Annotated in this window: 14 protein-coding genes; 7 read left to right on the top strand and 7 right to left on the bottom strand. The window is 48.1% G+C overall.

What is annotated here, in order from left to right; translation table 11 throughout:
• Positions 1–5: 5 nt before the first annotated feature.
• The 3 genes from CWE23_RS10140 to CWE23_RS10130 form a co-directional block, all read right to left on the bottom strand.
• Positions 6–1,388: a cytochrome ubiquinol oxidase subunit I gene (locus CWE23_RS10140; RefSeq protein ID WP_126820189.1), complete on the bottom strand. Its 1,383-nt coding sequence runs from the start codon at positions 1,386–1,388 to the stop codon at positions 6–8.
• Between the two features lie 61 nt (positions 1,389–1,449).
• Positions 1,450–1,998: a Tll0287-like domain-containing protein gene (locus CWE23_RS10135; RefSeq protein ID WP_157982928.1), complete on the bottom strand. Its 549-nt coding sequence runs from the start codon at positions 1,996–1,998 to the stop codon at positions 1,450–1,452.
• A 207-nt stretch (positions 1,999–2,205) separates the two neighbouring features.
• Entirely contained in the window at positions 2,206–3,600 is a 1,395-nt protein-coding gene (locus tag CWE23_RS10130) for a DUF945 family protein (protein WP_126820187.1), read from the bottom strand.
• A 133-nt stretch (positions 3,601–3,733) separates the two neighbouring features.
• Here CWE23_RS10130 and gdhA point away from each other — a divergent pair, with 133 nt between their 5' ends.
• From gdhA to CWE23_RS10115, 3 genes are all read left to right on the top strand, one after another.
• A complete protein-coding gene (gdhA, locus tag CWE23_RS10125) occupies positions 3,734–5,086 on the top strand; it encodes an NADP-specific glutamate dehydrogenase (RefSeq protein ID WP_126820186.1) in 1,353 nt (450 codons plus the stop codon).
• 4 nt (positions 5,087–5,090) lie between these two features.
• The gene (locus tag CWE23_RS10120) at positions 5,091–5,627 is read left to right on the top strand and encodes a DUF3750 domain-containing protein (RefSeq protein ID WP_410054417.1); all 537 of its coding nucleotides are present in this window, start codon (positions 5,091–5,093) and stop codon (positions 5,625–5,627) included.
• A gap of 73 nt (positions 5,628–5,700) precedes the next feature.
• Positions 5,701–7,893, top strand: a complete 2,193-nt coding sequence (locus tag CWE23_RS10115) for an OsmC domain/YcaO domain-containing protein (RefSeq protein WP_126820184.1) — start codon at positions 5,701–5,703, stop codon at positions 7,891–7,893.
• Here CWE23_RS10115 and CWE23_RS10110 read toward each other — a convergent pair.
• Both CWE23_RS10110 and CWE23_RS10105 read right to left on the bottom strand, forming a co-directional pair.
• Positions 7,880–9,928 (bottom strand): methyl-accepting chemotaxis protein, encoded by a 2,049-nt coding sequence (locus CWE23_RS10110; RefSeq protein ID WP_126820183.1) that lies wholly within the window; start codon positions 9,926–9,928, stop codon positions 7,880–7,882. The two genes, CWE23_RS10115 and CWE23_RS10110, sit on opposite strands and share 14 nt — an antisense overlap.
• A gap of 58 nt (positions 9,929–9,986) precedes the next feature.
• Positions 9,987–11,387 carry a serine hydrolase domain-containing protein gene (locus CWE23_RS10105; RefSeq protein ID WP_126820182.1) on the bottom strand — a complete coding sequence of 467 codons (1,401 nt, stop codon included), beginning with the start codon at positions 11,385–11,387 and terminating at the stop codon, positions 9,987–9,989.
• 206 nt (positions 11,388–11,593) lie between these two features.
• Between CWE23_RS10105 and CWE23_RS10100 the strand changes: the two genes are divergently transcribed.
• Both CWE23_RS10100 and CWE23_RS10095 read left to right on the top strand, forming a co-directional pair.
• Complete coding sequence (locus tag CWE23_RS10100; RefSeq protein WP_126820181.1) at positions 11,594–12,433, top strand: substrate-binding periplasmic protein; 840 nt, start codon at positions 11,594–11,596, stop codon at positions 12,431–12,433.
• Positions 12,420–14,501, top strand: coding sequence for a PAS domain-containing hybrid sensor histidine kinase/response regulator (locus CWE23_RS10095; protein WP_126820180.1), 2,082 nt, complete (start codon positions 12,420–12,422; stop codon positions 14,499–14,501). Before CWE23_RS10100 ends, CWE23_RS10095 begins: the two co-directional genes overlap by 14 nt.
• Positions 14,502–14,504: 3 nt before the next feature.
• Here the strand turns inward: CWE23_RS10095 and CWE23_RS10090 are convergent, their stop codons facing one another.
• Positions 14,505–16,568: an EAL domain-containing response regulator gene (locus CWE23_RS10090; RefSeq protein ID WP_126820179.1), complete on the bottom strand. Its 2,064-nt coding sequence runs from the start codon at positions 16,566–16,568 to the stop codon at positions 14,505–14,507.
• Positions 16,569–16,644: 76 nt separating this feature from the next.
• Positions 16,645–17,259, bottom strand: coding sequence for a response regulator transcription factor (locus CWE23_RS10085; RefSeq protein WP_126820178.1), 615 nt, complete (start codon positions 17,257–17,259; stop codon positions 16,645–16,647).
• Positions 17,260–17,526: 267 nt separating this feature from the next.
• Between CWE23_RS10085 and CWE23_RS10080 the strand changes: the two genes are divergently transcribed.
• Together CWE23_RS10080 and CWE23_RS10075 are read left to right on the top strand one after the other, a co-directional pair.
• Complete coding sequence (locus CWE23_RS10080; RefSeq protein WP_157982927.1) at positions 17,527–18,636, top strand: methyl-accepting chemotaxis protein; 1,110 nt, start codon at positions 17,527–17,529, stop codon at positions 18,634–18,636.
• An 11-nt stretch (positions 18,637–18,647) separates the two neighbouring features.
• Complete coding sequence (locus tag CWE23_RS10075) at positions 18,648–19,010, top strand: response regulator (protein WP_126820176.1); 363 nt, start codon at positions 18,648–18,650, stop codon at positions 19,008–19,010.
• The last annotated feature ends 7 nt before the right edge of the window (positions 19,011–19,017 follow it).

Below are 19,017 nucleotides of genomic sequence, written 5' to 3'. Positions count from 1 at the left end.
CACCTTTAATCAAAACTGGCTTCTGCGGCAGACAGCGGACGTTTGGCACGATGTTTATCGTCATCATGCTGTTCCGCGCCCTCAGTACCTGTACGGATGACCCGCGTGAGGTAATAGGCACCCGCAGCAAACACGCAGGCATAAACCAAAAAGTAGCCAATGAGAGTAAACAACGCCATACCGCCGGTTAGCGACGGAGTCAGTCCCTCAGCCTGAGTCATTTGTCCGTAGACCAAATAAGGCGCTCGTCCAACCTCAGTAACAAACCACCCCGCCAAGACGGCAATAAAAGGACTCAACGTCATCAGTCGCAGCGTTTGCAAATACCAGCGGCTGTGCATGTATGCGCGGTTACGACGCAAGAACAACCCAATCACAGCGACCAGCACCATGAGTAACCCCATCGCGACCATGACGCGGAACGACCAGAATACAATGGGAACATTCGGCTGTAGCTCGGGAGGTTGCTCCTTGACGCCGGGAATCTCACCGTCCCAGTCGTGGGTGAGAATGAAGCTCGCGAGCTTAGGGATACCCACTTCAAAATGGTTGGTTTGCTGCTCTTGATCCGGAATCGCAAACAGCAGCAACGGCGCCCCCTTCTGGGTGTCCCAATTGCCTTCCATTGCTGCAACCTTTGTCGGTTGATGTTTTAACGTGTTCAAACCATGCAGGTCACCAATGAATACTTGTAATGGCGTTAATAACAACAGTAACCATAAGGTCATGGATAATGCTTTACGGTGCAGCTCTGTGTCACGCTTCTGAATCAGGAACCAGGCGCTGACACCAGCAACCACAAAGCCGCCGGTAAGAAACGAGGCTAGCCCCATGTGGGCAAAACGATACCAGAACGAGTCATTGAAAATCGCTGTTGACCAATCGACCACATGGTATATCCCATCACGCACCTCAACCCCTGCCGGCGTTTGCATCCAACTGTTGGCTGAAAGGATCCAGAATGAAGAAATGAAGGTTCCTATCGACACCATCAACGCGGCAAAGAAATGCACTCCGTTAGGTACCTTGCCTCTGCCAAATAACAGCACCCCAAGGAAAGCCGCTTCAAGGAAGAACGCCGTCACCACCTCATAACTCAATACCGGCCCCAGAAAGTTTGCGGTTGCCAGCGAAAAGTTACTCCAGTTGGTGCCGAACTGAAACGACATGACAATACCGGAAACCACCCCCATACCAAACACAACCGCAAATACCTGAGTCCAGAATCCACCAAGGCGCTCCCACTTGGGATCATTGGTTTTAAAGGCAAGTCCGTAAATCAAGGCAATGTAGGATGCCAGCCCGATAGTGAAGACCGGAAAGATAGCATGGAAGGAAACAACGAACGCGAACTGAATTCGCGAAAGTAACAGCGGATCAAGTTCCATAATTAGAACTCCTCATCAGATACTAATATCAGTCTACTTTATATCCATATAAATTACATGGTTATTGTGAAGACTTTACAACAAATGCGCCCCGAATTTGTCCAACCTCAAAGTTCGTTGCGGCATCTTCCGGATAGCGCTCAACAATGGCTTGCTTCAGAGCCGGTTCAATATTGCTACCGTGGCAGGCGGCACACTGCGGTTGCATGACAATCGCCTGCATCCAAACTTGCTGGCCTTGATCGTTGGTATAGGTTGCCGTTGGCACAACATTTTTTGTGTGTTGCCACTGTTCTACAAACTGTTGCAAGACGTCACGTTGACGTGCTGTTGGAGCATTTTTCGGATTACGCACCCTTAATGCGGTACGCCCTACTTCCAAGTTAAGATCGCTACCGACCGCTTGGGCAATTTGAGGGGCTTGCTCGTTACAGACCCTAATCGCAGCCACATGGCCTTCGGTCTTAATGGTATGCATGAGTACCTTGCCAAGCCGCTGCTGCAATTGCTGCACCGCTTGTTGATAGGGTTCATCGCCGGCTAAAGCCAGAGAAGAACCGGTTAACAGTAAGGCTATACCGGAGATTCGTAAAAAGTTGTTAAACATCATCGGCCACTCCAAAGGTTGGAAACTCATGTGATGTTATATGCTTATTCGTTTGCGTTCTAGCAAAGTCACTGTGTCATTTTGTCGCAATTAAACTGGTTGCACAATGAACAATTTATGAAAATACAGATTTAACCAAGGCGGGAGTAGAAAATGAGGTGGATATAGAGGTAATGGGGTCTCTGAGGACCCCAATCCTTAACAGCTAGATTAGATAAGAGGAATCGAATTACCGTTCAGTAACAGCACACCATTCTGTAATTCGATGGCACTCCGGTACTGCTGCTCTTGCTCTTCAATAAAACCTTGTTGCAAATAGACACCAATGACCTGTTCAGCTTGCTGATTCAGCATCGACTGAATTTGCTCTGACTGCATATCTTGATTAGGCATTTGAGCCGCCAATGCCGTTTCTAACTGCATGATAAACGCATTGCGTAACAAGGCTTTATCCATCTGCATATAGCCTTCTGCCAACAGCTGTTTTAACCAATAATCACCGCTGGCATTCACCATTTCTGCTGCCGCATTTTCCGCCAGTTTTACCGATAACTCGCCGTCAAATTGACCATCCGGTGCCTGCCCACTCAGCTCACTGATGATAAATTCAGGATCCGCTGCAACGACAGGCTCTAAATGTTCTTTCATTAACGCCTGCAATTGCTCTTGCATCTCTTCAACATCAGCACTGTATGCATCATTAACCGTTTCTTGGTAAGCCTGCATAAAGGCGACATCAACACGCCGCATTTCCATCGCTAGCGCTAAGTTGTTCCAGTCGCCGGTTGCTGAGGTGATGTTATTAATATTGGTGACAAAACTGATATCCAGGGTTTCGCCGTTGTCCGACAACTCACTCTTCGCATCAAGCTGAACATCCCTCATCGAAAAGGCCGGCGTCGATGCCTTTGCAATGTTCAGCACCACTTCAGATTCCAGCAGTTGCGAAGTTAACGCTTCCGCGAGCGTACCCTTTGCTTCAGTGGCGAACGTCAGATCATCTATTTGCACACTTTCACCGGCAATATCCACGCGGAATCGTTTATTCGTCCCTTGGTAAGCGAATTGCTCGGCACCAAACTCCCCGTTACCACGGTAGTCGTTAAGTTCAATCGTCATATCACTAGCTGCGTCGCGGTATACCAGCCCCGCAATCCGATCGTGATACTGTCCGCTGCCGACCAGATTCATCGAGCCAATCATCTGGTAAAGTGGTTCGCCGTCATTCCAGGTCAAATTTGCCCTTAATCGTTCATCGGCCGCCTGCAACTGCCAGGACAGCAGTCCTAAACCCGCATCATAGTCCGTCAACACAGGACCGTGTTGTAAGTCCAGCACCACTTCACCACTGCGAACCTCTGTCATTTTAGTGCCGCCGCTTTGATCAAAGTCAGCCATTTGCATCGAATGTTCAAATATGGCCTTCGAACTAAACCAGCCACGTTGGTAAGATTTCAGTTCAAGCTGGTGCACCGGGTTATTGTTCACCGCTGCGACCAATGCGTTGATATCTTGCTCCGCCTGCTGACCAATAAAATGAGGCGCAACTAAGACTGCGGCAACGCCCACACTGAGAATCCCTAATACCGGTTTTTTTAAATTCATATTTATATTAACTTGTTGTTTTTTTGTTTCAGGAAGTGATAAATCCTATCTTTCTTTATTGAAATAATCCAGAGTTGAGTGGATACAGTAGTAATTAAGCAATCAACCACAAGCATCACAAATAGGGACCATTATGAGCTTTATTAAAGAAACGATTGAAAAACTCAAACAAACCAGTCCCGCCCAATCAGAATTTTATCAAGCGGTGGAGGAAGTCCTGGAATCCATCGAACCGGTTATCTCCGAACGTCCCAAGTACCGTGAACAAGGCATCATCGAGCGCTTAGTTGAGCCTGAGCGGCAGATTATGTTCCGCGTACCTTGGGTTGATGATAACGGCCAAGTGCAGGTGAATAAGGGCTATCGAATTGAATTCAATTCGGCGCTGGGGCCTTATAAAGGTGGCTTGCGTTTTCACCCCAGTGTTAATGCCGGCATCATTAAGTTTCTTGGTTTTGAACAGATTTTTAAAAATGCCCTGACCGGCTTACCCATTGGCGGTGGTAAAGGCGGTGCCAACTTTGATCCAAAAGGAAAGTCTGATGGCGAAATCATGCGTTTCTGCCAATCCTTTATGAACGAGCTGCACCGTCATATTGGCCCCAACACCGATGTCCCTGCCGGTGATATTGGTGTCGGCACCCGTGAAATCGGCTATTTATTTGGCCAGTACAAACGTCTGGTCAATCGCTTCGACGGCGTACTCACCGGCAAGAGCGCGTTGTGGGGAGGCTCCCATGTGCGCAAAGAAGCCACCGGTTACGGCGCTGTTTATTTCGCACAATGCTTGTTGGGCGACAACAATGAATCCATGAATGACAAACGCTGCCTGGTTTCGGGCTCTGGTAACGTTGCGATTTATGCGATGGAAAAACTCTACGAGCTTGGTGCCAAACCGGTTTCCTGTTCGGATTCCAGCGGTACGATTTACCACGAAGCCGGTATTGATCTGGACCTCGTCAAACGCATTAAAGAAGAAAACCACGATCGTCTTGAAGCGTATTTAGAAACACACAGTAATGCACACTATACCGCTCGTGAGGACTACCCCGAGGACGGGCATCAGGTATGGCGCTACGAGGCCGATATCGCCTTCCCTTGCGCAACGCAAAACGAACTGACCGAGAAAGATGCACAGGCGCTGCTCGAGAACGGCTGCCGCTACATTGTTGAGGGTGCCAATATGCCCTGCACGCAGAATGCTGTCGACTTATTCATCGAGAGCAATACCGCCTATGCACCCGGTAAGGCTGCAAATGCCGGAGGTGTTGCCACCAGTCAACTGGAAATGGCACAAAACGCGAGTATGCAGAAATGGAGCTTTGAAGAAGTCGACGACAAATTGCAACGCATCATGCGCAGTATTTATCGCGACTGTAAGCGCGCCGCCGAAGAGTTCGATCATCCTTCGAATTTAGCGCTGGGCGCGAACATCGCCGGCTTCCGCAAAGTCGCAGATGCGATGTTACAGCAGGGCGTGGTGTAACGTGTTGAGGCAGTCCTTTATTGTTATTGTCGCCGGTTTTCTCGTTGCTTGCTCTTCCGGCGACTGGCGCAACACGTCGCGTGAACCGGCGGGGATTGCACCGGACCCTGCTGTGCAACGTGAGGCGGTTATCGAAGCTTATGCGGCCGATGCGTTTGGTTGGCGCGGCTGGTTTGCAGTGCATACCTGGCTGGCCGTAAAGCCACAGGATGCTGCTGAATACACGGTCTACGAAGTGGTTGGCTGGGGTGTTGAACACGGCCGCCCCGCCCTGCGCGTTTATAAAACAGCCACCCCCGATCGCTTCTGGTACGGCGCCAAACCCGATAAGCTGTTGTCGCTCAGTGGCGCCAAAGCCGCTCAGCTAATCCCGCAAATCGAGCAAGCCGCGGAACGTTACCCATGGGCCAATGAATATGAGGTCATACCCGGCCCCAACAGCAATACCTTTCCGGCATGGATCGCCCTGCAAATTCCCGAGCTAGGCCTGAAATTACCCTTCAGTGCCATTGGCAGCGGCTACGCCGATAATGATCAATAACTGAAAGTGTGGGATAATCCCGCACTTTCATGCTTACTATCCGTTCACTACTACAAGCGAAAGCCTGCTCCCTATGGAAATCAACGTTCGTTTTCTTGAAAACATGCGCCTTGAGGCGAAATTTGACGACTTTACCGTTATCTCTGATCAACCGATCCGCTATAAAGGCGACGGTTCAGCGCCGGGGCCTTTCGATTATTTCCTTGCCTCATCGGTGATGTGCGCAGCGCACTTCATTCGTTTGTACTGCGACTCACGGGATATTCCCACCGAGAATATCCGCATTTCGCAGAACAACGTGGTGGATCCGGAAGATCGCTATAAACAGCTGTTCAAAATTCAGGTGGAGTTACCGGCCGATCTTTCTGACAAAGATCGTACCGGAATTATTCGTGCGGCTGAGCGCTGCGCAGTAAAGCGTGTGATCGAAAACGACCTCGAGTTTGATGTTGAAGCCGTTGAAAGTATTACCCAAAACGCACAGGCGCTGCTGACCATCGATCCCGATGGCGATCGCAAAACCTTCATTGAAGGTAAAGATCTGCCATTGGAAGATACCATCAAAAACATGACCCGCATTTTGGCGGATCTGGGCATGAAAATCGAAGTTTCTTCTTGGCGCAATATCGTTCCGAATGTCTGGTCCTTGCACGTTCGTGATGCGGCCTCACATATGTGTTTCACTAACGGTAAAGGCGCCAGCAAAGAAAGCGCGCTGTGCTCTGCACTCGGAGAATTTATCGAGCGCTTAAGCTGTAATTTCTTTTACAACGACCAGTTCTTTGGTGAAGAAATTGCGAACGCCGAGTTTGTCCACTACCCCAATGAAAAGTGGTTTAAGCCAGGCCCTGACGATCAACTTCCCGAAGGCTTGTTGGACGACTACACCCGTGCTTTCTACGATCCGGAAGGCGAATTACGCGGTTCCCATCTGATTGACACCAATTCCGGTCGCAGCGATCGCGGTATCGTTGCCTTGCCTTTTATACGTCACTCCGATGGCGAAACCGTTTACTTCCCATCCAACCTGATCGAGAACCTGTATCTGAGTAATGGCATGAGTGCCGGTAACACGATGGCCGAAGCTCAGGTGCAGTGCTTGTCGGAAATTTTCGAGCGGGCTGTTAAAAAACACATTATTGAACAGGAAATTGCACTGCCGGATGTGCCTCAGGAAGTCCTTGCTCAGTACCCTGATATCCTGGCGGGTATCCAAGGCCTCGAACAACAAGGCTACCCGGTACTGGTAAAAGACGCGTCATTAGGCGGTCAGTTTCCGGTCATGTGTGTCACTCTCATGAACCCCCGCACCGGCGGCGTGTTTGCCTCCTTCGGTGCTCACCCCAGCTTCGAAGTGGCACTCGAGCGTAGCCTGACCGAGCTGCTGCAGGGCCGCAGTTTTGAAGGGCTGAACGATTTGCCACCGCCAACGTTCAACTCGATGGCGGTCACCGAGCCCAACAACTTCGTCGAACACTTTATTGATTCATCGGGGGTGGTTTCATGGCGCTTCTTTAGCGCGAAATCCGATGTTGAGTTCGTCGCATGGGACTTTACCGCCTCCAGTAATGAAGAAGAAGCAGAAATACTGTTTGGCATTCTTGCCGAACTGGGTAAAGAATCCTACATCATGGTACACGACGATTTAGGCGCGCCGGTCTGCCGTATTCTCGTGCCCGACTATTCCGAAGTGTATCCGGTGGAAGACTTGGTCTGGGACAATACGAACGTGGCGCTTCAGTACCGCGAGGACATTCTTAATTTACACCGTTTGTCCGATGAACAACTGGGCGATCTGGTCGAACGGCTGGAAAACAGTCAGTTGGACAACTATATGGACATCATCACGCTGATTGGTATCGAGTTTGATGAGAACAGTGTCTGGGGCCAGCTCACCATTCTTGAGCTAAAACTACTGATTTACCTGGCGCTGCAACGTCACGAAGACGCGCAGGAATACGTCGAGATGTTCCTGCAGTATAACGACAACACCGTTGAGCGAGTGCTGTTTTACCGAGCGGTAGAAGCGGTGCTCGAGATTACCCTCGATGACGAACTGGAGCTGGACGACTTCCGTTATAACCTTGGCCGTATGTACGGTGAAGACGTGATTGAAGCGGTCATTGGTTCCGTTCACGGAAGCACCCGGTTCTATGGCCTGACCCCAACCAGCATGAACCTGGAAGGGATCGACCGTCATTTGAAACTGCTGGACAGCTACAAAAAACTGCACCAGGCAAGAGCACGTCGTATCACTGGATCTTAAAACGCCCGACCGTGCCTTTCAGTTCCGCAGAAATATCACGCAGCCGGTGAAAATCGGCTTGCATTGCGCTGGAGTGTTCCACCATTTGTTCGGTCAAACTATGAACACTCTCCAGCTCAGTGTTAACTTCGGCCGCAAGCGTGCTTTGTTCACCCGTTGCATCAGAAATACTGCGGTTCATATCGGTGACCTTACGCATCGCCTGCTCGATTTGCGTAATGGCTGACAGCACACGCTCTACCTGCTGCTCTCCGTCGTCGCTCATCGCGTCGGTATGCTCCATCGCCTGTTTCACCTTATTGGCACCGCGCTGCAACTTCTCGACCGTCGCCTGAATATGGTCCGTTGATTCCTGTGTGCGCGTGGCCAGTGTTCGCACCTCATCGGCGACCACCGCAAACCCTCGCCCCTGCTCACCGGCACGGGCAGCCTCTATCGCCGCGTTTAACGCCAGCAAATTGGTTTGCTCGGCAATCCCGGTGATGACATCAAGCACGGTACTGATGTTACCGACATCGTCATTTAAGCTCTGTACCGCCTCGGTTGCACTTGAGATGGATTTCGAAACGTTACTGATCACTTGCTGGGTTTTGTGAGAGTTATTCGCCACAACGGCCACCGAATCCGCCGCTTCTTCCACCGCCTGAGTGGCATCGCCAGCATAGTCATTGATGGTATCGCTGGCGGCATTCATGCGCTGAACCGCAGCTACGATACGCTCCAGTTGCTGCTGCTCATTTTGCATTTCCCGGTTAAATTCATTCACCGTTTTTGACACTCTATCAGCAGCCTCGGAGACCTGCTCAGAGGATTGGTTAGCGTGCGCAATCAGTTGCTGAATGCGATCTGAGAACCGATTAAACGCACGCGCCATACTGCCCACTTCGTCGTCTGAATCAATATTCAGCCGACGCGTTAAATCACCGTCGCCCTGAGCGACATCTTCCATCGCCGCAGCAATTTGTTTGACCGGTTTGAACACCTTCATCGAAACGTAATACGTCACCAACGTCAGCACCACGATAATCAGCATTAAGATTGCAAAGGATGACCAGCGAGCCTGACTAATTGGGGACTCAATCATTGAGCTGGGCACCAACAACCCGAGCTGCCAGTCAATATAAGGCTGTTGCAATGCAATAGGCACATAGAAAACACGATAATTGCGGCCTTTCCAGGTCACTTCAATACCGCTCCCCCGGGGTTCTTGTGTCATCGCCTCGGCTAATGCGGCAAAACCCGCGGTCGGCACATCCAGAGCGCGTTCATAAATACCATCGAGCTTGCCAATCGGCGTGTTTAAATCGAGTTCAACATCCTCGGTTGGGAAGTACACCAACTGGTTTTCTTCATTGACCAGAAAAGCTTTGCCGTCGCCCTGATACTTAATGCCATCAACCAAATCCGCAATGGTAGTGATCAGAATATCAACACCACCAACACCTAGTAATTCACCGCTCGCGTTTTTGATTGGCATTTGCAGTACCGAAGAAATCGTACCATCCGTTGCATCCACTTGCGGTGAGGTTAGGTACAAACGGTCCTTCTCTATCGCCTGATGCCACCAGGGACGCTGATTGGTGAAATAACCCATGGACGGATCGCCAGCATCTGGCCCTGAAGTGTCCACACCAACGCGTCCTTGTTCATAAAGGTATTCATAGGTGTTGGCTGAGCCCATAAACACCGACTTGATGGTGGCGTCATTACTGGCCAGATTCTGAAAGGTCCGCGTAATGGACTGGTACGTATCATCGGTGGATAGATCTTTACCACGCTGATCATAACTGGCAAGCCAGTCTGTTACCCGCGGGTCAGTCAGTACCGATAACGGAATACGTGCGCGTTCAGCAAAAAAGCTCTTTATTTCGGCAGCCTTAAGCTCTATCAGTTCCGCCACCTGGGCTTCTGTTTTGTCGCGCGTCAGTTCGGCAATGGTTTGCGTGACAAAAATACCAAAAGCGGCCAGTAGCACCACCAACACACCAGAAATAGAAATAATCAGCTTACGCTGCAAAGAGCCTTTTATTTGCATAACCCAGCCACTTTTTTATTGTTATATAGAGCTTATTATCGACCGTAATAAAAATTTCTTAATCGCGCTTTAACGCACGTAGCACATCGCGCGCAAAGTCGTGTTCACTGAACCCTTGCTGACCTGCTAAGTCATAACCGCGACGGACGATAACCAGATTTTCGCTTGGAATGACCAGCAAAAACTGGCCGCGATTCCCGCGCGCAGCAATGGTATCGTCGGGCAGTTCTGGAAAACGTTCATTGTACAGCCACCACTGCGCTCCATACCCCGGCGCATTTTCAGGCGGCTGTGCCGGCGCTGGTTCGCTGATATAATCCAACCAATTGCCCGGAAGAATCTGTTCGCCCTGCCATTCACCTTGTTGTAAATGCAATACGCCCAACCGCGCTAAATCTCGCGACGTAGTCCATACCTGCGACGACAGGATAAAGTCGTTTTGCCAGTCGGTTTCCAAAAACGTATGACGCATACCGATCTTATCGAGCAGCGATGTGTAGGGAAATTTGACGTAATCCTCTTCGCTTGCCATGGCCTCGCGCAGGACTCTCAGCGCCAGCATGGTGTCGTTATTGGCATACTTCCAACGGGAACCCGGTTCAACTTCCAGCGCGGTTTCGGTTGCCGTATCGCTCACCAGCCCCCCGCCCATGTAGACCCGATCGGTGCGGTTGCCTGCCTTATTGCTGTCCAGTCCGGAAGACATATGTAACAGATTTTCCAGAGTAATATGCTGACGCGGATCAAGTGGATGTGACCAATTCTCGAGACCCGCTTTCTGTTTGGTTGTGACAATGCCTTGTTGCACCGCTGCCCCGATCACGCTGGCACCGATACTTTTCGCAACCGACCAGGTACGTTGGGCGGTTTCCGGCGTGAATCCTTGTTTGTAATGCTCCGCCAGAATCTTATCCGGTGTTGCAATTAACACCGCAGACGTACGCGCACCGTCTCCGTAATGTTTGCTAAAAGCTTGCTTAATCACTGCATCTAAACGCGGATTGCCGGTTGCCTGGTTGACACCGTTATGATGCTGCCATGGCGCACCGCTATCCGGCTGCGCAGAAGTATCTTTGGTAAAGGGGCGATGGACTTTTTTGATACTGTCAGCGCCCGCACCAACGGGTAAATCCACACACCCGAGCCGTGGCCGCCAAACCGAGTAGCGTTCCCGCTTACCGTCATCATAAGCCACCCGCACCCAGCGCTGCTGGGTATTAATTGAGGCGTCAAGTTGATGAACGGCATCCGCAATCAACGGGTAAATACCGGTGAGTTCATCTTCTTCTATTTGCGCCGTTGATTTGCCAGCATTAAAAACCGCACTGCAGGTGAAGTTAGCCTTATAGCCTGCCGCGTAAGCGTTTAAGGTGGTTTGCGTTTCCTCCGAAGCGAATGCCGTGGCCGAGAGGGTGGTGGCAAAGCCTGCCGTCAGTAGTGAAGTTAAAGAATATTTCATGGTAAAGTAGCAGAAAGGAATTTGGTTTTTAGGCTATAACAACTCACGGCAAATAGCGAATACACACAACGACCAGAAACCATTTCATTTAAGTAAACTTACTGATGTTCAAAGCATAAATACTCTTCTACAATCAAGTGATATAGATCAATCAAAGTTTCAACTATTGCTATGACTCATTATTTACGGTTTGGGAAAGGACGCCCATGAAGCAAAGAAGTTACTTTTTTATTCTGTTTTTTACAGCGGTTGCCGCCCTCACTCTACTTGCCATGCAGTCGCTTAGCCCTGTGAAGTCGCAAGCCAGGCATCATTCAAAAACCTTGGTAGCAGGCTATACCAATGAACCTCCTTATGCTTATTACGATAAAAGCGGCGGTGTTCAAGGTCTGTTTCCAGCGGCATTGCGCGACATGGCAAGCGCGCTCGGTTACGAAAAAGTTGAATGGGTCATGATGACTTTTGAACAATTATTGCCGGCGTTATTATCAAATCGAGTAGATGTTATCGCCGCAGGTTTGGTTATCACAGAACAAAGAAAACCCTTTGGCTGCTTTTTGTCCCCTTTAGCATTGACTCACGCTGCTATTTTAACCAAGAAAGACGCGCCAATATCCCGGCCGGTAAAGCTTCACACTCTTCGTCAGAAGACACTGGTCACGCTTAGCGGAAGTATTGAAGAAACACTTGCCGTAAAGCACCACCTTGGTAAAACTATCGAGCGGGTCCCTGACGTGCAGGCCGGGGTATCCATGGTACTAACCGATAAGGCCGATGTCCTGTTATTGACCCGCCCCACGCTTGAATACCGAAAAAAACGACTAAATTCAGTCAACGTTTTTCCAATTCAGGATTTACAGGATGAGGCCTTAGCACCTGCTTTGTTGTTCTCTCACCGTTTAGAGAGTAAGCTTGAGCAAGCACAACAAGCGCAACAGCGATTTATGAAGTCCAACCAATACCAAAAATACTTGACCAAATTTGGGTTTACCAGACCTCCTTTTGAGCCGTCTACCACAGAGTGTCGCAACCGTGCCGCTTCGTAATCAGCAACAGAAACGCAAGCTAAACCGTCAAGTTTCTTTTATTATTGCCGCAGGCCTCATTATTATTTCGATAATATCAGGCCTACTACTCTGGAAAGAGCGTGAGGTTGACAGTCGAGTATTCTTAATCTCAAAAATAGGCATGGCCGTTGAAGATTTTCACACCGGAGTCATGCACGTCAGTTTATCAAAGGATGATGCTTCCAGTCCTTGGCACTACAACACAGGCTTAGCATTGATTGAGCAAGCACTCGACGAGTTTCGAGAGGTCAATCGTAAAATTGACTCTCAAACTGCCAGCGAAACGCTCAGCCAATCGACCAGCGTTTTTCGGCAAGAGTTGCAGAATTACAGTTTTCCAGGCGACCCCAATGACGTTAAGCTTCGTCAGGCCAGCTACCTGTTAAATTCCAACATCCGAAGTATTGAGAAAACCTTGAGAGAGGAACTCGAACAAGAACGGATGAATCAACGGCTGTGGTTTTCTTTTGCAATGCTTATCGCCATCGCCATGTTAGTGCCCTTAGTCGCTTCGTTATTAAAATCCGAGTACAAACGCCTGCGTCTCGACTATGAATTAAGGCAAAGTGAGAAAAAGTTTTTAGAGCTTGCGGAAAAAATCGACGAGGTGTTTTGGCTTGAGGATCTGCTCGAAGATCGCGTGCTTTATTTGTCTCCTGCATTTAGCAAAATTTATGGAATACCGAGACAAGAAATATACAAAAACAAATATTTATGGCGAGACAGCATACACCCCGATGATAAAAAAAAGGTCATAGAATCGCTCAATAACCTAAATCGAGAGCCGTTAACCCTAGAGTATCGCATCATTCGCAGCGATGGCGAGGTGCGTTGGATCAGTGACCGTACCTTCCCTATTTTTGAAGAAACCGATCAGCAAAAGCCATCAAAGCTAGCAACCATTGCTGCTGACATTACCGAACGTAAAGAGCGTGATAACGAGACGTTTCATTCACAAAAACTAGAGGCTATAGGGCAGCTTACCGGTGGTGTTTCGCACGACTTTAACAACCTTCTGACGGTCATACTAAACAATGCAGAGCTATTGAGTTGGAAGCACGTGAACGATGAAGAAACTCTTCATTTTAGTAAAATGATCATCAAAGCAGCAGAACGCGGCGCTTCATTAAATCAGCAATTACTCGCTTTTGCCAGCAAGCAACAATTGCGTCCGCAACAAGTGGATATCAGCGAGTTAATCAACGAGACCAGAGATTTACTTGCACGTTCTATCGACAGCCATATTAAACTGGTCCTCGATCTGCCAAGTTCAGATGATATAACGGTATCTGTCGATCCTGCACAATTGCAAACGGCATTATTAAATCTGTGCATCAATGCCCGCGATGCGATGCCGACTGGGGGTACTCTGACCATTGCGGTGACCGTCAGCCAAGCCGAACAATTAGCGTTTATTAGGGTCACCGATACCGGAAAAGGTATCCCTGAGCAACTATTAAACAAAGTTGTCGAGCCGTTTTATACCACTAAAGAGCGCGGGAAGGGCACCGGTTTAGGCTTGAGTATGGTCTATGGATTTGTGCAGCAATCTGGAGGGGATCTGACCATTGAAAGTGAAGAGTTTGTAGGCACAAGCGTTACAATACAATTGCCGCTCCTCGCTTATAAAGCCAAAACCAGTGATTCTGACAGCCAAGTCGGATCATTGAAACCGGCATTGGAATCGGCCAACTCAGGCTTTACGATTCTCATTGCAGAAGATGAAGAGTTCTTGCTGGAAACTTCGAGTAAAACACTAAAGCGCTACGGCTATAAAGTGCTTACTGCCAGTTCAGGCGCAAAAGCACTGACAACCTTAAAAAATAACCCCAACATCGATTTACTGTTTAGCGACATAATGATGCCAGGGGGTATGAACGGCATCGAACTGGCGGAGCAAGCGTTAACCTTAAAGCCAAATTTAAAAGTTATATTAACCAGCGGCTATAATGAATTTGATCACGTTGAGCCGAGCCGCTTTCTAAAAAAGCCGTACGCGACTCAAGATATGCTCAGTCGTATTAACAACGTTTTACGCAACAAATAAGCCTTAATAGGGCGAGAGTTGTGCCATTAGGCTTTGCGCTGAGTAATCCGCAGACTCCTTCGTGGTCGCAAAATCAACGCCGAGAAAACACCAACTGTCGAACGTTTTTTGCAATTGATTTAACTTTTTCCCAACCCGCTCCATAATGATGTCTTCAATCCCATCACCAGCGTTGTGCACAAGCAAAACAGCATACTCACGCTCGGATAAGCGAATAACTATATCGGAACGACGACAACTTTTTCGCAAAACGAGTTCAAGCTTTTCAAGTTGCCAACGAAGACTGTGTGGAGGTTCTTGCCAGTGTGGCTTTATAACCAATAAAGTTGCCTGATAACCTAAAGGTTTAATGATATCCAAAACCCGGTCTACTCGTTCGAATTGCGACTTTAGCAATGCCTTACCAGCGGCTCCTTTTACAGATTCCGCGATAAGAAGTTCTATTAATTTAGCAGCCTGCTTAAGCGCCGAAATACCGGCCTCATCAATTGATATCGGCTTATTGTGAAGTGCACACAAACTTCCTAGTAATAGTCCCGTTTTACTGTAAAGGGGATACCCTCCATAAAAATGATAATCCTTGCCCCAGCTCTGTGGCAACTGATAGCCATTAGCGCTGTCATCATGACTGTTAATAATAACAGCGTCTTCACGACTCACCACGTACTTACAAAATGTTTCGCTGATATCTTGAGGGTCAGGCTTGAATCCTACCGAAGCAGTACAGGTTACTGTATTTCCGGCAAGCAACGAGATCGTTGCGTACTCGACATTAAGTATTCGCGTGACGAGTGCAGTCACCGATGTAAGATCCTGGAATCTGCTGTCTCCATTAGACTTGAGCGTTTGTATGAGCTGCGTACGAATTACCTCCTGATTTTTACGGCGTTGCTGCAACCAACGATCCATATCAGCGCCAGAGAGTGGCTTTTCTATGAAGTACCCTTGTACCTGATCACAGCCATAAATTTGCAAAAGGTTGAGCACCTCTTTACTTTCAACGCCTTCCGCAACAGTAGTAAGGTGCAAAGCACGCGCCATATCTATGATGGTTTTTATCACGTGTCTGGCTTCGCGACTCGCTGTAGCGATTCCAATAAAGCTTTTGTCGATTTTTAGCTCTGTAAATGGCAAACGAACCAATTGCTTCAACGACGAGTAACCCGTACCAAAGTCATCAATAGAAAGTTTAAATCCTTTAAGCCGAAGGCTTAATAGCATATCCAGTGAAGTTACTGCGTCGCGCATCGCATGGGTTTCGGTAAGTTCAAGCGTGACTGCCTGGGGTTTTACACAATAAAAATCACAACGCTCCGTCAAACGCTCAAAAAGATCGGGGTTGTCCAGAGATAACGGTGATATATTAAGGGCGATATTTAAATGTTTTTTACCGCTGTATTTGCTGTGCTGTGAGAACCAGCGTAATGCCCCCTCAAACATATACTCTGTCAATTCATCGATTAGCCCAAATTGTTCCGCAGCGCTAATAAAGACATCCGGTGCAATTACACCAATATGAGGATTAAACCAGCGTAACAAAACTTCAAAACCGACCAGGCTTTGCGTTGAACTATCTACTTTTGGCTGATAAACCGTAAAAAACTCGTTGTTTCTAATGCCCTGTTCAATAATTTCAGCATCCAGAACTACTGCGTTAAAAGCTTCAGCAGGAGGGTCTACACGTAACTTTTTGGGTAAACGGTCAAATATTTTCTTGAGGTTTTTCAGAAAAAAAGGTTTTTCTAAAGCTCCCAAAACATTCAATCCGTGCTCTTTAGCGGAGCGTTCTGCCGCCCACAATACACGCCTGTCACCACCGCTCATCAATACCAAAGGCGTTTGAGAGTGGGTTCGTGCGAGTTCGCGAATAATTTGATCACCAGAAACTTCTGGCATTATAAGGTCAAGAATCAGGCAACTTAAGGGTTCGTGGGCGGCGTCATGCAGGAATTTATTCGGGCATGTGGTGCTTTCAGCGATTAAACCGATCTTTTCCGCCATTTGACGGATGGTGATACCGACGCACTCTTGATCGTCCAGAATAAGTATTCGGTTGCTTGCGTGCATGGCCTCTTCTCAACAATTGATTTGAAGCGACAGTATCGGCAAGTCACTATATTTACTATCAGTGTAAATACGTAATTTAGTTTAAGTGTTCCGATAGCATCAACATTCGGATCAAGAGCGCGGTTGAACCAATGTCTAATTTTTTAAAAATATTGGATTTGTGAGTCTCTGCGGTACGTTTACTAATAAACAACTTTTCCGCAATTTGCGTTGCCGAGAGTCCTTCGGCGGTCAACAACGCAATACTCAACTCCCGAGGGGATAATTTAGCGACTTGTTCAGCCGCTTTTTTACGGGAAACGATATCCTGACGTACCTTTTCAGCGTGCTCAGCGGCTTCGGTAATCACCTCGATCAGCTGCCTGGCCGCCACAGGTTTTTGCAGCACCGTGTAAGCTCCATCTTTGAGTGCGGAAACCGTGTCCGGAATATCAGCGGTACCTGAATAAATGATGATTGGCAGGTAGACCCCCTTTTTAACGAGGCGTTGCTGCACTTCCAAGCCATGAATATCCGGCAGCTTCAAGTCCAATATGAGCACACCGGAGGGTTCCGGTTGTGAGCGCAAAAACTCATTGGCACTCGCAAAGCAAAAAACCTGGTGGCCAGCGTATTCCAACACCGATTTTAGGCTGTTTGTCACGGCTGCATCATCATCTACCACGTAAACTGGTAATTTACTTTTTTTCATACTTTTCAAATAAATAGCTCTTGTAGTTTATAGAAGACTAAATGCTTTAATTTATGTGTCAACTTATAGTTAAAAAATTTGCTAAGTTTTTCTTTGCGAGTTACCACTTACGTAAAAATACGTATTTTGAAGCCGTTTTAATGGTTTCTATTGCGAGCATTCTTAATCAAAGGTTATATAGCGACTTCAATGGTTTAACTCATTATGGGTCTCGTTATGCCGACTGCCTCGCTCCCTGCTTATTGGTTTGCAACAGGTTTACTAACCATGTTGGCAATCCAACTGTGGCTTTCAGTAAGCTACGTTGCAGCGGCCATTGCGACACTTGTTGCATTGATATTGATGATTTTTTGCCGGCAAGCTCAGGCTCGACTAAACCTGAATCATCGTTCAGCGATCACCCGGCTACAGACCATCATCGACAACCCGGTAACCTACGACAGCAATAAAGTTTCCCAACCACTTAACCGGTTACTCGCTATTTGGCAGCGCCTAATCGATGAGGGCCGAACGGAAATGGAGCGAGAAACGACTGATTTGACTCACTTATTTGATGCGTTCAAGCAACAACTTGATATCGCGCTAAAGGCTTCCGATGAAGACGACCTTCATTACGAACGCAAGCAACTTAGCTCTATTCTACAACAAACATCACATACGTTCGAACAACTATTGCAATCACTTGCTGACGCCAGTGAGCGAGATGATCAGACCGCATCGCGAATTAATTCGTTGGCCAATACCAACGTATCGCTGGTTAATTTTTCCAAAGAAGTCAAAACCATTGCAGACCAAATAAACCTCCTTGCTCTAAACGCCAGCATCGAAGCCGCACGTGCCGGTGAACATGGTCGAGGATTCTCTGTGGTTGCTGATGAAGTAAGGAAATTGGCTCATCGCTCATCGCAGGCCGGTAACGAAATTGAAAAACTGGTCAATGTGGTGAATACCCAAGTTAACCAAGTTATCGAGCAAACCACACAGAACCACGATGCCGCGATTCAGGAACGTAAGACTAACGAAGACCGTATCAGCGAAACACTGGAAGAGCTAACGCGGCAGGTAAATGCGGTGATGGACGATACCGAGCAATTGATGGCATTGCGAAGCGAAGCCGAACAAAACGTGGGCGATGCGATTCAGCGCCTGCAGTTCCAGGATCGTCTGTGCCAGGTATTTGAGCACCTTTCAACCTCCGTACAAAACACCGAAATGTTATTCGAACAATTATCACTTGACGCTCTAGATAGTTTTGAATCTGGTCTGGAGCAGGTGTTTGAGGAATTAAAGGACAGCTCGACAACAGACCTCGAGCGCAGACTCTTTAACATTAAAAGCACGAATAAAAATTCTGACAGCGAACTTACATTTTTCTGAGGAAAAACATCATGAGCAAAACCATTCTCGTTGTTGATGACTCGGCATCTGTCCGTCAGGTTGTCTCAATGTCACTAAAATCTCAAGGGTATCAAGTGATTGATGCTGTCGATGGCATGGATGCCCTAAAAAAAATCGAAGGCCAAAAAATTAACTTGATTGTGAGTGACGTCAACATGCCCAATATGGATGGTATTACCTTCGTCAAAACACTAAAGGCCAAACCAGAATACCGCTTCACGCCCGTACTCATGCTAACCACAGAATCTGAAGAGAGTAAAAAAGCAGAAGGCAAAGCCGCCGGTGCGAAAGCCTGGTTGGTAAAACCTTTCAAGCCAGACGTGTTGTTGTCCGCCGTCGCTAAACTCGCCTGAGGTCACT

Origin of the sequence: Idiomarina aquatica (genome assembly GCF_003987185.1) — a bacterium.
In the GTDB taxonomy this organism is placed as follows: Bacteria; Pseudomonadota; Gammaproteobacteria; order Enterobacterales; family Alteromonadaceae; genus Idiomarina; species Idiomarina aquatica.
Note: the sequence above shows the minus strand (reverse complement) of the source record. Positions and strands in the feature narration are given on the sequence as shown.

Coding starts and splice junctions, on each gene's coding strand:
- CWE23_RS10140 (WP_126820189.1), bottom strand. CDS start 1,388: ATGGAACTTGATCCGCTGTTACTTTCGCGAATTCAGTTCGCGTTCGTT.
- CWE23_RS10135 (WP_157982928.1), bottom strand. CDS start 1,998: ATGATGTTTAACAACTTTTTACGAATCTCCGGTATAGCCTTACTGTTA.
- CWE23_RS10130 (WP_126820187.1), bottom strand. CDS start 3,600: ATGAATTTAAAAAAACCGGTATTAGGGATTCTCAGTGTGGGCGTTGCC.
- gdhA (WP_126820186.1), top strand. CDS start 3,734: ATGAGCTTTATTAAAGAAACGATTGAAAAACTCAAACAAACCAGTCCC.
- CWE23_RS10115 (WP_126820184.1), top strand. CDS start 5,701: ATGGAAATCAACGTTCGTTTTCTTGAAAACATGCGCCTTGAGGCGAAA.
- CWE23_RS10110 (WP_126820183.1), bottom strand. CDS start 9,928: ATGCAAATAAAAGGCTCTTTGCAGCGTAAGCTGATTATTTCTATTTCT.
- CWE23_RS10105 (WP_126820182.1), bottom strand. CDS start 11,387: ATGAAATATTCTTTAACTTCACTACTGACGGCAGGCTTTGCCACCACC.
- CWE23_RS10100 (WP_126820181.1), top strand. CDS start 11,594: ATGAAGCAAAGAAGTTACTTTTTTATTCTGTTTTTTACAGCGGTTGCC.
- CWE23_RS10090 (WP_126820179.1), bottom strand. CDS start 16,568: ATGCACGCAAGCAACCGAATACTTATTCTGGACGATCAAGAGTGCGTC.
- CWE23_RS10085 (WP_126820178.1), bottom strand. CDS start 17,259: ATGAAAAAAAGTAAATTACCAGTTTACGTGGTAGATGATGATGCAGCC.
- CWE23_RS10080 (WP_157982927.1), top strand. CDS start 17,527: ATGTTGGCAATCCAACTGTGGCTTTCAGTAAGCTACGTTGCAGCGGCC.
- CWE23_RS10075 (WP_126820176.1), top strand. CDS start 18,648: ATGAGCAAAACCATTCTCGTTGTTGATGACTCGGCATCTGTCCGTCAG.